Genomic DNA, 14,008 nt, shown 5'->3' with positions numbered 1-14,008 from the left:
TCAATACGCCCCAACGAGACCTCTACACCACCGCACTTGCACTTAACTCTGACGGAAAACTGGGACATTTCTATTTTCCCAAAAATATAAAAACTGTACCCCACTCTCCACCCGACATTCAATAGTGAACCAATCCCCCGTAAGGATTAATTGCGAAAAAATTTGGTCGACCGCCGTTTATTTTGACAAAAATCGTCTATGCAAAAAAGTTTTGTAGCTGTCGGGCGCCGCACTTATTAACTTCTCGACATCACCACCGCGAACTAGAGAGTGGCCGACTACATACTCAACAAAATAATACAGACGCTCAGGATCCTCACTCAACTTCAACTCGAAATCCCGAAAAAATTCCAGCACACGATCAAATGAGTTTATCTGCACCAGAGTACAACTTAAAAATTCGTACGCAGATATGTAGTATGAGTTTTCAATAACGCCATCCACCCCACCTAATTCTTTTAATGAAGCCTCCAAAGCTTCAACGGAAAAGAAAGGCAAAGAAACCAACCATATAACAAATTTTCTGAAGCACTCATCGGCGAAGAGCATCGTCGACATCCTTTATTAGCTGTTCAGCAAAATCAATATCCCGCTGACTGTAAGGGTATTTGCCGGATTGGTTTTGATCAAGTATTTGTGCAGGTTGGGTTGTTGATCGACTCTATTTACCATCGTTGCATGGATCCTTCATGCCCGGGCCCATCTAATTCACCGCCAAATAGGCGTCAACCGTACTGGCGACGATCCGAACCAAGCACGGAGTGCGGTGGAACGCGCCCACTGTACGCATGTTGTCGAAGACCGGCAGAGGCGAGTCGAACAAGGACCAAAACGGGACGGACACGATTGTCAGAATATTTTTATCGTGGTCTCCCCCTTTCCTCTATGATCCGGACGGCTGGAAAATCGGCGCGAAAGCCATCTCACGTTTCTACCGCACCTTCGATGCGTGGTTTGGTAACAAGGAGACGCCGGTCAATGGCTTCCTCGCGCTAAGCCCGGAAGAGAAGTTTTCCGGGCGTCCGGAGTTTGAACTGGAGAGCCTGCACAAGACGGCGATGATTGGTACGCCGGAAGTGATTATTCCGCGGATCAAGTACTACCAGGAACTGGTGGAAAAACGGGGACAGACCACGTTTTCGGAGTGCTTTCTAAGAAAAACGGGGACAGACCACGTTTTCGGAGTGCTTTCTAAAAGTGGTCCGCCCCCATTACTCTAATAATACTCTAATGTTCGCAAGCATCATTACCCGCGTCATAATATCTGTACAGATCAGCATCAGGCCAAACCTCATCAAATGCCGTCAGCACACCTCGCAGTGCTTCACTCCGCGGATCTTGTGAGGGATTCATTCTCGAAACTACAAACTCTTTTATTTCAGGCCATTGCAACTCCCGCATACAGAAAGCCACAACCTCAAATGGGGAATTATTAGACATCAATATCTCCTCAAATCGCGATACAAAAAAACCCCTCTGCTCCATGTTGGACTTAACAAACTTCAGAATTTCTACCATAGACATTTCATAAGAGATAGCGAGTTCTTCGTCAAATGCGGCTATAGCTTTATCGCAAAGCATATCAAATTCTTTAAGAAGATCGTTCATTTCGGCACCCATGCATCTGCCTTAAGTTGATCGGGATTCTGCTCCCAAACTTTCTCTACATATTTATTAGCTATATCAATTCCCTTTTGGAAAAACGGGGACAGGAAAAACGGGGACAGACCACGTTTCATCGGATTGTCGATTTTTTCGGCCTTCCCGGGCTACCCCGCTGCACGCGACGACCGATCATTGTCTCGACATCAGCAGCAAACTTTGAACCGCCAAAAACATTATTTCCATTGGTCGCATCACGAATCTGGTCAACCAACTCTGACTCCAAGTCATTTTTGAACAGTTCGCGGTAAGCATCTGCCGGCTGCCCGCCCTGCCCTCCAAGCGCCAAATACTGAGCATGAGGGGTAACAATGTGCGAGTGCTCTGATTGTGCGTTAATACGGTAACTTGACCAGCGATATTGTGCCGGATGAGCTACCATTTTCGCTCTGACTGGATTCATTTCGATGTATCGATAACAGCACAACAAATATCGTTCACTCTCAACAAGACATGAACGATATCGGCCTTCCCACAAACTTCCGCTGCGACGATACGTACGATTTACATATTGGACGTATCTCTGGCCGACACCCTTCATCAGCAGGCTTGCGCTGCTGGTATTATAAGGACTTACTAACAAATGAACGTGATTAGTCATTAAACACCACGCATGAATATCACAATCATTTTTAGAGGCCTGTTCGGCCAAAAGCTCCAAATAAAAAAGGTAGTCTTCCTCGGTAAAAAAACAGGCAGTTCTATTGTTCCCTCGCTGAATCAAGTGCAGTGGTACGCCTGGTATCAAAACTCGGGGTCTACGCGGCATCGTTGAATCCTTTCAATTGGTCGAACTGAAAGCTTAGCGGGCCGCAAGGCTAAAATGATGGCAAAGTTTTACGTATTGTTTCAGCTAATTAGATTAAACGTGGCCTATCCCCATTTACTCCCTAATTATTCGTCACTGTAGCTTACCTTTTTATTTCGCATTGAGTATTGTTACAAACTCATCAACCATCTTGAGATCCGATTCATTTTTGGCATAACGACGAAGGACAGGAATTAAGTAGTAGCAAAGTAATTCGACCCTGGACAACTCTACAGGCAAATGATCCGAAATGCAGGTAATTAGTACCCGCAGACGCATAATAGATGCGAAGGCTTCATATCCTCTATCCCCAGAAAATGGCAACTTAACAAAATAGTATTGTGCTAAACGCTTTTGATCAGAACGCTTCCAAGTACGATGAGGTATTAGCAACAACGCCCCCCCAACCTACCTAATCAATTGGATAGTTGAAAATTAACCAGTCAGCAGCCAACTCAGAAGTCATTTCCGCTAGTTTCACACACAACGCCTTTATTCTTTCGTCCATAATGCGATTACCTAGGCTTGAAGAGTTCTTCTGGCGCAGAAAGGGGGCAGATCACGTTTTCGGAGTGCTTTCTAAACATGGTCTGTCCTCATATTCGTCCGCCCCCATTATTCGCCTTAAACAAGCTTGAGGATAGCGAGATCGTTGATAAACTCTTCAGATTCATCGGAAGGTAACTCTTTCATTGACTCATCCATCCCCAACAAACTCAGCATCCTGACCACTTCTTTTCTATGATGACCACTCTGATCAGGACACCAACATCCGAACAAAACATAGATAGCAACCTCCAACATCAGATTTTCAATTTGCAGACCATAACAACCTTCAAACTCACCATAAGCCCACGCACAAACTTCCTCGTGACTCCATCCAGACACGCCATGATCCCTACACCCTCTCCAATAGCAAGAAAGCAACAACTCTTTTATCTCTGAATAGACAGCTCTTTTATTCATTTTAATAACTCTTTGGCACAGGGCGCAACACCCCCCATTATCATCAAAAGACCCACCCTAACACCTGGATATTTTATTTTTTAATTACTCAAGAACTCCCAAAAGAAAACGGGAAAACGGGGACAGACGACGTTTTTGGAAAAATGGGGACAGACCACGTTTTCCGAGTGTTTTCTGCTAAACGTGGTCTGTCCCCATTTACTCCGCCATTTACTCCGTTCTTGGGGTGCTTTCTAAACGTGATTTGCCTCATTTATCCCGCTCCGACAAACTGGAACCCCACCGGATAAACCTTGCTCAACTGTGGTGTAAAGGTACTGCTCAGCGGTTCGCACCCTCAAATTCCACATAAACATATAAACTCATCCAGCGACATCACTGACCCTGGATCAGTTTCTGGCAGCAGCACGTCTTGAATTACTACAAACCGCTTCTCAAAATCAATCAAAACGTCAAACAAATTAAAATTAAACTCGCGAATGCACATAACACTATCGGGTTCTTGTGCACTTAAAACCTCTCTACGCAGTAGCTCAAGTGTACCTTCATTAAATTCCTCACTTAAAATACGCTGAAACAACTCACGCATCATCAAAACCTCAAAGTGGGAACGCGGTAAAAAGGGGGAAAACCTCGTTTTCGGAGTGCTTTTTAAACGTGGCCTGTCCCCTTTTATCCTCTTACAACCCGCCCAGAAGGTTCTCATATTTCACACAAAATGAACTTTGGGAAAGAATAGAATCGTCTACGTCATTTAAAACACAAGGCCAAGCTTTCGCAAAACTCAAAAAAACCTTCAAGTAAATTAACTTCGCATGCTCGGTATGATCGAGGTCAAGCTCAATCATTACCTGCGGTTCCCCCCCTAAGACATCCTGCCACCCTTGCAGATCTTCGGCATCGTAAAATTCTTCAAGAACATCTTTTGAATGCAAGGCCAGCCAGATTTCCGAATTGCCCTCGCTAACGCTGCCCCGAAAGGGCTTGCCGGAACTCACAAATCCACCGTGCGCCAGGATGACTTCTTTGAAGTCTTCTGTGTTCAACTTTTCTGATGAAATGATCATTGCCGATAACGACATGGTTATAACCCTCTTCTGCTGGCACCATACACAAAAAGAGAAAAATTGGGACAGACCACGTTTTTGGAGTGCTTTCTAAACGTGCCCCCATATTCTCTAAGTTAAGTCCCCCCAATCAACCTCGAAACCCTCAAGCTGCGCCTCTACTCCCGCCTCAGCTTCGAACCAATAATCAAATCCCAGATTATTTATTTTTTAATATAGAGATAATAACCACCGGTCTCACCTTCGCGATTATCATCTACGATCACCCTCCAGCCACAGCACTCGCCTGCCGTGATTGTCCCCTTTCGAATTCCCGACATTTTCTTAATTCACGTATGGAACATAGTTGTTAAAAAGGGGGCAGACCATGCTTTCGGAGTACTGTCTAAATCTGGTCTATTCCCATTTCTTCCCCATCATCAGGCACTAAGCTTGGAGTAGGTTTATGGGGATCCCTCAGGGCCTGTCGCCACTTATGGATTAAACGTGGTCTGTCCCCATTTACCCCACAATAAGCGCAGTGAACGTTAAATCTTTTCCAATCTCGATATGATCATCTAGATAAACACACCCACCTTTAGTATCTTGCCTAAACACAACAGTAGTTAACAAAACGAAAACTCCGAGCGAATATGATCCGCCAGCCCAACCAAATCCTCGTACGCCAGTGGGCCAAGTAGCGGTTCGTGAATAGATAAATACACTGCAGCAGCCATATTTGTCATACCGCATTCACTCGCCTCCAACAGCCTTGTGGGAGCGATCATAAAGTTAGTCCCCGGTAGATTTTCGCGTGCCCGACCAACAAACGACCATGGCAAAGCCCCCTTGTAGCCATCCACCGCGGCCCTCAACTTATCAATTTTATCTTGGCAACACACTTAAACCTGAAAGCGATGAAAGGGGGAAAAGCAGAATGATCTTCTCGCCGAATTTCATTTCCAACCCACACCTCAGGAAACCTCTGCCGATACTTCCGCCACTCCAAGGCGCCGATATCAGCAATAACATTTAGGAGTTGGCCTTCTTCATTCTCAATCTTCATAGACTAAAGACCCTTTAAATTATTTGAGATTTTGACACCCTCAGGTTTCATCCCTTTGATGTGCTTCTCCCAAACACTTTTAGCAATCGGTCAAAGAGAGACGGGAGAAAACGGGGACAGACCAGGCTTTTTTGAGTAAATTTGAAAGCCGTAGCCCAACCCCTTTATCTAAACGTGGCCTGTCCCCATTTACTCCTCACCATTCATCTCTCACCGGGATGACTCATTTCAATAGCTGGCTCGGAACCGCTCTGCCTGTTTGAAAGTCGAGGTTATAACTACCACCATCCCACCTGTAAGCTTTAAGCTGTCCCCCCTCCACAAAAATATGGGTGAATGCCCCCCCATCCGAATCAAAATCAGAACTCACCTGCCAAACTACGTTTCCCACGTTATCAACCAGAAAAATATTGCTTGAGCACTCCTTCGAACCGTATAACGCCTCCTGACCCAGACGATCAAGTAGAACAACACTAAACAACTCTGAAACGGCAATAGCTTTTGAAACTGCATCCATCTCAATAACTCTAGTCATCACAAGGCCCTCGAAACCCCAAAACTTTCACTTGGTATCAGTTCTTCGAGGCTTGGCTGCTGCTCTTCGAGCAAGCGATTCTGACGTTCGCGAATCAGGTCGGTTTCACCAGGAGTGGGTGCAGCGAAAGCACTTTGGACTGAAGGCAGGCACAGCAACGCTACGCACAACCTCGTCACGAGGACGGGTGGGTACATATTCGATCCCTCGAGACGGAAAGTGACATCACAATAGTGGCGCGATACTAGATGGCCATCATTTTGGCGTCAAACAATCGTTTCGACCTTGCGTCGGGTTTGTATCGAGGATTGAACAATGGGAGCTACCACGGCTCCGCGACGTAGCGCCTTAGCCAATCAGTGCTCAACAGCCAGGCGGGTTGCGCCATCCTCCGGTGCCAGCACGCGGCCATCGGCGGCCATCAATTCCAGCTTGCGAATAGGCTGCCGATGCTTCGCATCGACCATGACCGAGCCCGGCTCGCCCGGTGCGTACATGAACTCGCCGCCCCACTGCGACAACGCGACAATCACAGTTTGCAAGGCTTTGCCGCGCTCCGTCAGCACGTATTCCTTATAGGCGCCGCCGTCAGGGGCGGGCACCGTCTGCAGAATCCCCTGCTCCACCGAAACGACTGCCTCACACCTGTTCCATCAAAGCTTGCAGACACTTGTAAACTCGTCCAGTGACATGACCGCACCTGCATCACTTTCCGGCAATAGCACATCCGTCACCACGACTGTGCGCGCTTCAAAATCAATCACGACATCAAACAGATTAAAAGTGAACTCACGAATGCACACGACCCCGTCGGACTGTTGGGCAGTGAAAATTTCCGTGCGCAACAATTCACAAATTCGCCAGTCAAGTTCCTCATTCAGGAAGCGCTGGAATAGCTCACTTATCATCAAGGTTCAATCATTCTCTTGTAAGTCAACAGTTCGCGATCTCTAACGGTGTAGATCGACTCGTACTGAAAAGAAAGCGAGAAGCGAGTATTGATGACCTTTACAGTCGCTGACATAAAGTCATCCAACTCTTTTGCGCCTTCTGCCAGTCAAAGAACATCAATAAAAATACAACCATTAAGCCTGGCAACTATCAGGTGAACGTCACAGACAACCGCAACAGACCTCGTCCGTCAATGCTCAACACTCAGCTTGGTCGCCACGTCTTCCGGCGCTAATAGACGGCCATCAGCGGCCATCAATTCCAGCTTGCGAATCGGCTGCCGATGCTTCGCATCGACCATCACCGAGCCCGGCTCGCCCGGTGCGTACATGAACTCGCCGCCCCACTGCGACAACGCGACGATCACCGTTTGCAAGGCTTTGCCGCGATCCGTCAGCACGTATTCCTTATAGGCGCCGCCGTCAGCGGCGGGAACCGTTTGCAGAATCCCCTGCTCCACCAAACTTTTGAGGCGGGCGCTGAGCATGTTCTTGGCGATATCCAGATTCTTCTGGAAATCACTGAATCGGCGAATGCCATCCAGCGCATCACGGACGATCAACAACGACCACCAGTCGCCGATCAGATCCAGCGTTCGGGCGACGGGGCAGGCATTACCCTCAAGACTTTTGCGCTTCATTTCAGGTGTCTCCGGCAAACTACAGTTCCATGCGGTTGCATCTTACAACTCCTGATGAAAGTTGGTTGCGCAAGCGGCGGGAAAACTTAGCACCTGCGTACAAGTTGTCAGCGGATTTTGCGCAGATAGTGGCGGCTGCCATGCCCACGATTGAACCCAAAACGCAGGAGTTTCCATGAGCACGTTGAAGACCCAAGACGGTACCGAAATCTATTACAAGGACTGGGGCAGCGGTAAGCCCGTGCTGTTCAGCCACGGCTGGCCGCTGGATGCCGACATGTGGGAATACCAGATGGAATACCTGAGCAGCCGCGGTTATCGCACCATCGCCTTCGACCGTCGCGGTTTCGGTCGTTCCGATCAGCCGTGGACCGGTTACGACTACGACACCTTTGCCGATGACATCGCGCAGTTGATCAACCATCTGGATCTGCATGAAGTGACCCTGGTGGGCTTCTCCATGGGCGGCGGTGATGTCAGCCGCTACATTGCCCGCCACGGTAGCGAGCGCGTTGCCGGCCTGGTGTTGCTCGGCGCGGTGACGCCACTGTTCGGCAAGAAAGCCGACTTCCCCGCGGGCGTCGACAAGTCGGTGTTCGACGGCATCAAGGCGGGCCTGCTGCAGGATCGCGCGCAGTTCATCGCCGATTTCGCCGCACCGTTCTATGGCACCAATCAGGGCCAGAAAGTCTCTGACGGCGTGCTCACGCAAACCCTGAATGTCGCGCTGCTGGCCTCGCTCAAAGGCACTGTGGATTGCGTGACGGCGTTCTCGGAAACCGACTTCCGCCCGGACATGGCCAAAATTGATGTGCCAACCCTGGTGATCCATGGCGACGGCGACCAGATTGTGCCGTTTGAAACCACTGGCAAGTTGGCGGCAGCGCAGATCAAGGGGGCTGAACTCAAGGTCTATACCGGTGCGCCGCATGGTTTTGCGGTGACGCATGCGCAGGCATTGAATGAGGATCTGCTGGCGTTCCTTAACCGCTAATAGCGCTCGCGTGTTGCTGCATTTGTGGCGAGGGGATTTATCCCCGATGGGTCGCGCAGCGGCCCCGAAAAGAATGGGCCTGCTTCGCAGTCCATCGGGGATAAATCCCCTCGCCACGATAATCACTCAGACATTGCTTTTTTGTACGCAAACCTTGCTATTGCTCTTCCAGGAAATGCCCGTATTTAAAGGCTTTCAGCCCTCTGCATCAGAATTTTATCTTCACATCCCAGCTTAATAATATTTTACCGATATCCCCCTCCTCCCTAGTCTGACCGCAAGCAAAACGGACAAGCCAACAGCGCCCGAATCCAACTGCCTTGCTAGGAAGGATGTAGAGATGACCACTGAAATAATAAAAACAGACACGCTGATCGTGGGTGCCGGCCAGGCAGGCGTGGCCATGAGCGAACACCTGAGCAAACTGGGTGTGCCGCACCTGGTACTGGAGCGCAATCGTATTGCCGAGCGCTGGCGCACCGGGCGTTGGGATTCGCTGGTCGCCAACGGTCCGGCGTGGCACGACCGCTTTCCTGGTCTTGAATTCGATGACGTCGATCCCGACGGTTTCGCCCCGAAAGAACGCGTGGCCGATTACTTCGAGGCCTATGCGAAGAAATTCAATGCACCGATCCGCACCGGCGTCGACGTCAAAAGCGTGGTGCGCAATGTCGGTCGCCCCGGCTTCACCGTCGAGACGTCCGAAGGCGTGATCGAGGCCGCACGCGTCGTCGCTGCCACTGGCCCGTTTCAAAAACCGGTGATCCCGGCGATTGCCCCCCAAGACGAACGCCTGTTGCAGATTCACTCCGCTGACTATCGCAATCCGCAGCAACTGCCTGCCGGCGCAGTGTTGGTGGTTGGCGCGGGTTCTTCAGGCGTGCAGATTGCCGATGAACTGCAGCGCTCCGGCAAGCAGGTTTACCTCTCCGTTGGCGCGCATGACCGCCCGCCTCGCGCCTATCGCAATCGTGATTTCTGCTGGTGGCTGGGGGTGCTTGGCGAGTGGGATCAAGCGGCGATGAAACCCGGCCGCGAGCACGTGACCATTGCGGTCAGCGGAGCCCATGGCGGGCGCACCATCGATTTTCGTGGTCTGGCCCATCGCGGCATGACCCTGGTCGGCGTGACCGAGTCGTTCAACGACGGCGTAGTGACTTTCAAGCAGGATCTGCTCGGCAACCTCACTCGCGGTGATGAGAACTATCTGGCGCTGCTGGATGCCGCTGACGCCTACATCGAGCGTAACGGCTTGGACCTGCCGGAAGAACCTGAAGCACGCGAAACCTATCCGGACCCGGAGTGTGTGAAAAATCCGCTGGCCGATCTGGATCTGGCCAAGGCTGGTGTCACCTCGATCATCTGGGCCACCGGGTTTGCCGTGGATTACTCGTGGCTGCAAGTCGCGGCGTTCGATGACAAGGGCAAACCGGTGCATCAGCGTGGCGTGTCGAGTGAGCCGGGCGTGTATTTCCTCGGCCTGCCGTGGCAGTCGCGGCGGGGCTCGTCGTTTATCTGGGGCGTGTGGCATGACGCCAAACATGTCGCTGATCACATCGCCACCCAGCGCAAGTACCTCGACTACCGCGATGCCGAGCAGCGTGAAGCCGCTCTGCATGCGGGCGCCCAACACAAGGCTGCCGACACCGTCGACGCTTGATTTTACTTTTTCGCCGCGGCGCCGATTGCGCCGTGCCTTTATTCGTCAGGAGCTTTCCATGAGCCAGCCAACGCACACCCGTATTCGCATGTTCAACACCAAAGACACCTATCCGAACCAGACGCTGGATAACGATCTGTGCCAGGCCGTCCGCGCTGGCAACACCATTTATGTCCGGGGTCAGGTCGGCACTGATTTCGACGGCAACCTGGTGGGTCTCGGCGATCCGCGTGCGCAGGCTGAACAAGCCATGCGCAACGTCAAACAACTGCTGGAAGAAGCCGGCAGCGACATGAGCCACATCGTCAAGACCACCACTTACCTGATCGACCCGCGTTATCGCGAAGCGGTGTATGGCGAAGTCGGCAAGTGGCTCAAGGGTGTGTTCCCGATTTCGACCGGTCTGGTGGTCTCGGCGCTGGGGCAGCCACAGTGGCTGATGGAGATTGACGTGATTGCAGTGATTCCCGAGTAAATCGACAGACCGCATCGCCGCCATCGCTGGCAAGCCAGCTCCCACAGGAATCGAGGTGTTAACAAAGTCTGTGACATACACAGATCACTTTGGGAAATTGATGTGGTGGCGGTATTTCCGGGGTAAGTCGACAGACCGCATCGCCGCCATCGCTGGCAAGCCAGCTCCCACAGGTATCGGGGGTGTTCACAAAGTCTGTGACATACACAAATTACTGTGGGAGCTGGCTTGCCAGCGATGAGGCCAGCACAGGTACCTCATCCTCCCTGCTTGAAATGCATTTCCCTGTGGGAGCGAGCCTTCTCGCGAAGAGGCCGGGACACACACAACAAGGAGCATAACCATGACTTTTTCCATCGCCGCACGTTGCCCCGAAACCGGCCAGTTCGGTGTCGCCATCAGTTCCTCCAGCATCGCTGTAGGCGCGCGCTGCCCGTGGCTGTTGCCCGGCGTGGGCGCAGTGTCGAGCCAGAACATCACCCTGCCGTCGCTCGGCCCTGAAGTCCTCGCGTTGATGGAACAAGGCCTGGCGCCGGACGACGCACTGGACAAAGTGCTGACCCGCAACGGCTACAGCCAGTACCGCCAGATAACCGCGATCAACCACCTCGGCCAGACCGCACATTTCAGCGGCGCGCAAACCCTCGGTGTGCACAACGCGGTGGCCGGCGAACAATGCGTGGCGGCCGGCAACATGCTCGCCGGGCGTTCGGTGATCGAAGCCATGGTCAGCGCCTTTGAAGACGCTGAAGGCCAGTTGACCGACCGCTTGCTCAGAGCCCTGCACGCCGCCCAGGCACTCGGCGGTGAAGCCGGTCCGGTGCATTCGGCCGCCGTGGTGGTAGTCGGCGAGCAGACCTGGCCGATCGTCAACCTGCGGGTCGATTGGGCCGATGAAAACCCGATCGGCCAGTTGCAGAAACTCTGGGACGCCTACCAGCCGCAGCTGCAGGACTACATCGATCGCGCCCTCGACCCAGCCAAGGCCCCGGGCTATGGCGTCGCCGGAGATGATCGATGAACAGCAGCGTCGAGTTGCTCAAGGCGCTGGTGGGGTTTGACACCACCAGCCGTGAATCCAACTTGCAGTTGATCGAGTTCGTCCGCGATTACCTCGCCCGCTTCGATGTGCCGTGCGCGCTGATCTACAACGATGAGCGCAGCAAGGCCAACCTGTTCGCGACCATTGGCCCGGCGGATCAACCGGGCATCGTGCTGTCCGGGCACACCGATGTGGTGCCGGTCGATGGCCAGCCGTGGACATTGCCGCCGTTCGAACTCAGCGAGCGCGACGGCAAACTGTTCGGTCGCGGTACGGCGGACATGAAGGGCTACATCGCTTGCGTGCTCGCCCTGGTACCCGCGTTGGTGAACGCAGCATTGCGCATGCCGGTGCACATCGCCCTGTCCTACGACGAAGAAGTCGGCTGCCTCGGCGTGCGCTCGCTGCTCAAGGTCCTGGAACAGCGTCCGATCAAGCCGCTGCTGTGCATCATTGGTGAACCCACCGAACTGAAACCGGTGCTCGGGCACAAGGGCAAACTGGCGATGCGCTGTGACGTGCACGGCCACCCGTGTCATTCCGCTTATGCGCCGCTGGGTGTAAATGCCATCGAGTACGCCGCCGAATTGATCGGCGAACTCGGGCGCCTCGGCCAGCAACTGAAAGCGCCGGAGCATCACGACGCACGCTTCGACCCGCCTTACAGCACCGTGCAAACCGGCGTGATCAGCGGCGGCAAGGCCTTGAATATCGTGCCCGCCGACTGTCGCTTCGACTTCGAGATCCGTGCCCTGCCCTCGCAGGATCCCGCTCTGGTCGCCGCCGCGCTGAAAACCTACGCCGAACAACAGCTGCTGCCGCGCATGCGTGCAGTCAGCGAACACGCAGATATCCGCTTCAGCGAATTGTCGGCCTATCCGGGCCTGGCCACCGATGCGCACAGTCAGGCCGCCGAGCTGATTGCCGCGTTCTGCGGTTCAAGTGAATTCGGCACGGTGGCGTTTGGTACCGAGGGCGGCCTGTTCGATGCGGCAGGGATTGCCACCGTGGTCTGTGGCCCCGGCAGCATGGATCAAGGCCACAAACCGGATGAGTTCGTCAGCCTCGCTCAACTGCAGGCCTGCGATGCAATGCTGCATCGGATGCTGGCGTCTATCAGCGGCTGAAAACCGGCTCGGCGCTACTCAGGGGTACAGCCGAGCCAACTCCTCCCGGCAATGATCGACAAACAACTGCACCGGTTTGGTCAGTTGCACGCGTCGCAGCCACGCGGCCGACAATCCCGAACCGGTCACGCTTTCTGCCAGCGGCACGCACACGACTTTCTGGCCGTCGTAGGTGTAGTCGCTGAACGGTTTGGTCACCAGAATCGAAAAGCCGAAGCCACTGCCGACCATGCCCCGCACCATTTCAATCGACGGTGAGCTGAACACGATGTGCGGGGTCAAGCCGCGCTCTTCAAAGATGCTCACGAAGTAGGTACGGCTCGGCACCACGTCGAGCAGAATCATCGGTTCCAGCACCAGCTCGTGCAGCGAGACTTTCGCCTGTTGCGCAAAGCGGTGATTGGCCGGCAGCAAGGCGTACGGCTGTTGTGGCGGCATCAGTGGCGTGGTTTCGATGGTGCTGTCGAGGTCGTGTTCGAACAGCATGGCCATGTCGATACTGCCGGCGGTCAGCGCCTGTACCAACTCCTGTTGCTCACCGTCGCGAATGCGGATTTCCACCCCCGGCCAGCGTTCCTTGAAGCCGGCGATCAGCCGTGGCAGGTACAGCGGCGCAACCGTTTCGAAACAGCCGATATCGATCTGGCCGGACACCACGTCGTTATCGGCGAGGGCGTTCTGCTCGAACTCGTGGGCCACCCGCAACAGTTCCATAGCCTTGCGATAAAACCGCGAACCACTCGGCGTCAGGGAAACGCCCTGGGCGTGATGACGAATGAACAGCTGCACGCCAAAGCTTTCTTCCAGATGCTTGATGGCGGTCGACACCGACGGCTGGGCGATATAGAGCTTGCGCGAGGCCTCGGCAACGCTGCCGCAATCGGCGGTGGTGACGAAATATTTGAGCTGGCGCAGGTTGTAGGCGGCCATGGAACCTCCGGTGGATCAGCCTGACATCACTTTTGTGGCAAAAGGACTTATCTGTGGCGAGGGGATTTATCCCCGATGGGTCGCGCAGCGGCCACACTTTTGACTC

The 14,008-nt window shown here is 53.2% G+C and carries 15 protein-coding genes and 2 pseudogenes; 6 read left to right on the top strand and 11 right to left on the bottom strand.

All coding sequences use genetic code 11. The features are described from left to right. Positions 1–177: 177 nt before the first annotated feature. Positions 178–549 (bottom strand): hypothetical protein, encoded by a 372-nt coding sequence (locus tag ACVVH8_RS12220; RefSeq protein WP_475230383.1) that lies wholly within the window; start codon positions 547–549, stop codon positions 178–180. Between the two features lie 338 nt (positions 550–887). Here ACVVH8_RS12220 and ACVVH8_RS12215 point away from each other — a divergent pair. Continuing rightward, positions 888–1,112: pseudogene (locus tag ACVVH8_RS12215) on the top strand (LLM class flavin-dependent oxidoreductase); the annotation flags it as partial. A 115-nt stretch (positions 1,113–1,227) separates the two neighbouring features. Here the strand turns inward: ACVVH8_RS12215 and ACVVH8_RS12210 are convergent. From ACVVH8_RS12210 to ACVVH8_RS12170, 9 genes and pseudogenes are all read right to left on the bottom strand, one after another. Beyond that, on the bottom strand, positions 1,228–1,620 hold the full coding sequence (locus ACVVH8_RS12210; protein ID WP_475230380.1) for a hypothetical protein: 393 nt from the start codon (positions 1,618–1,620) through the stop codon (positions 1,228–1,230). Between the two features lie 115 nt (positions 1,621–1,735). Further along, the gene (locus ACVVH8_RS12205) at positions 1,736–2,431 is read right to left on the bottom strand and encodes a transposase (protein ID WP_475230377.1); all 696 of its coding nucleotides are present in this window, start codon (positions 2,429–2,431) and stop codon (positions 1,736–1,738) included. A 663-nt stretch (positions 2,432–3,094) separates the two neighbouring features. Further along, on the bottom strand, positions 3,095–3,436 hold the full coding sequence (locus ACVVH8_RS12200; protein WP_475230374.1) for a hypothetical protein: 342 nt from the start codon (positions 3,434–3,436) through the stop codon (positions 3,095–3,097). A 337-nt stretch (positions 3,437–3,773) separates the two neighbouring features. Next, positions 3,774–4,025 (bottom strand): hypothetical protein, encoded by a 252-nt coding sequence (locus ACVVH8_RS12195; RefSeq protein ID WP_475230372.1) that lies wholly within the window; start codon positions 4,023–4,025, stop codon positions 3,774–3,776. Positions 4,026–4,116: 91 nt separating this feature from the next. Continuing rightward, the gene (locus tag ACVVH8_RS12190; protein WP_475230370.1) at positions 4,117–4,518 is read right to left on the bottom strand and encodes a hypothetical protein; all 402 of its coding nucleotides are present in this window, start codon (positions 4,516–4,518) and stop codon (positions 4,117–4,119) included. Between the two features lie 1,253 nt (positions 4,519–5,771). Then, positions 5,772–6,083 carry a DUF7957 family protein gene (locus ACVVH8_RS12185; protein ID WP_213028378.1) on the bottom strand — a complete coding sequence of 104 codons (312 nt, stop codon included), beginning with the start codon at positions 6,081–6,083 and terminating at the stop codon, positions 5,772–5,774. Between the two features lie 356 nt (positions 6,084–6,439). Then, positions 6,440–6,709 (bottom strand): annotated as a pseudogene (locus tag ACVVH8_RS12180) (winged helix-turn-helix transcriptional regulator); the annotation flags it as partial. A 27-nt stretch (positions 6,710–6,736) separates the two neighbouring features. Next, on the bottom strand, positions 6,737–6,994 hold the full coding sequence (locus tag ACVVH8_RS12175; RefSeq protein ID WP_475230367.1) for a hypothetical protein: 258 nt from the start codon (positions 6,992–6,994) through the stop codon (positions 6,737–6,739). A gap of 230 nt (positions 6,995–7,224) precedes the next feature. After that, positions 7,225–7,674 carry a winged helix-turn-helix transcriptional regulator gene (locus tag ACVVH8_RS12170; protein WP_315446537.1) on the bottom strand — a complete coding sequence of 150 codons (450 nt, stop codon included), beginning with the start codon at positions 7,672–7,674 and terminating at the stop codon, positions 7,225–7,227. A gap of 175 nt (positions 7,675–7,849) precedes the next feature. On the opposite strand from ACVVH8_RS12170, the gene ACVVH8_RS12165 reads away from it, so the two are divergent. The 5 genes from ACVVH8_RS12165 (at position 7,850) to argE (ending at position 12,972) form a co-directional block, all read left to right on the top strand. Then, positions 7,850–8,668 (top strand): alpha/beta fold hydrolase, encoded by an 819-nt coding sequence (locus tag ACVVH8_RS12165; protein WP_475230364.1) that lies wholly within the window; start codon positions 7,850–7,852, stop codon positions 8,666–8,668. Between the two features lie 340 nt (positions 8,669–9,008). Then, positions 9,009–10,328 (top strand): flavin-containing monooxygenase, encoded by a 1,320-nt coding sequence (locus tag ACVVH8_RS12160; protein ID WP_475230361.1) that lies wholly within the window; start codon positions 9,009–9,011, stop codon positions 10,326–10,328. A 58-nt stretch (positions 10,329–10,386) separates the two neighbouring features. After that, positions 10,387–10,803 carry a RidA family protein gene (locus tag ACVVH8_RS12155; RefSeq protein ID WP_038367990.1) on the top strand — a complete coding sequence of 139 codons (417 nt, stop codon included), beginning with the start codon at positions 10,387–10,389 and terminating at the stop codon, positions 10,801–10,803. A gap of 343 nt (positions 10,804–11,146) precedes the next feature. Then, positions 11,147–11,824, top strand: a complete 678-nt coding sequence (locus tag ACVVH8_RS12150; RefSeq protein ID WP_315449357.1) for a DUF1028 domain-containing protein — start codon at positions 11,147–11,149, stop codon at positions 11,822–11,824. After that, positions 11,821–12,972 carry an acetylornithine deacetylase gene (argE, locus tag ACVVH8_RS12145; RefSeq protein ID WP_475230358.1) on the top strand — a complete coding sequence of 384 codons (1,152 nt, stop codon included), beginning with the start codon at positions 11,821–11,823 and terminating at the stop codon, positions 12,970–12,972. The genes ACVVH8_RS12150 and argE overlap by 4 nt, the downstream gene beginning before the upstream one ends. 18 nt (positions 12,973–12,990) lie before the next feature. Here the strand turns inward: argE and ACVVH8_RS12140 are convergent, their stop codons facing one another. After that, positions 12,991–13,902 carry a LysR family transcriptional regulator gene (locus ACVVH8_RS12140; RefSeq protein ID WP_103303464.1) on the bottom strand — a complete coding sequence of 304 codons (912 nt, stop codon included), beginning with the start codon at positions 13,900–13,902 and terminating at the stop codon, positions 12,991–12,993. Positions 13,903–14,008: the final 106 nt, after the last annotated feature.

The sequence above is a fragment of the Pseudomonas trutticola BRTCR10 genome, from assembly GCF_056155105.1.
Note: the sequence above shows the minus strand (reverse complement) of the source record. Positions and strands in the feature narration are given on the sequence as shown.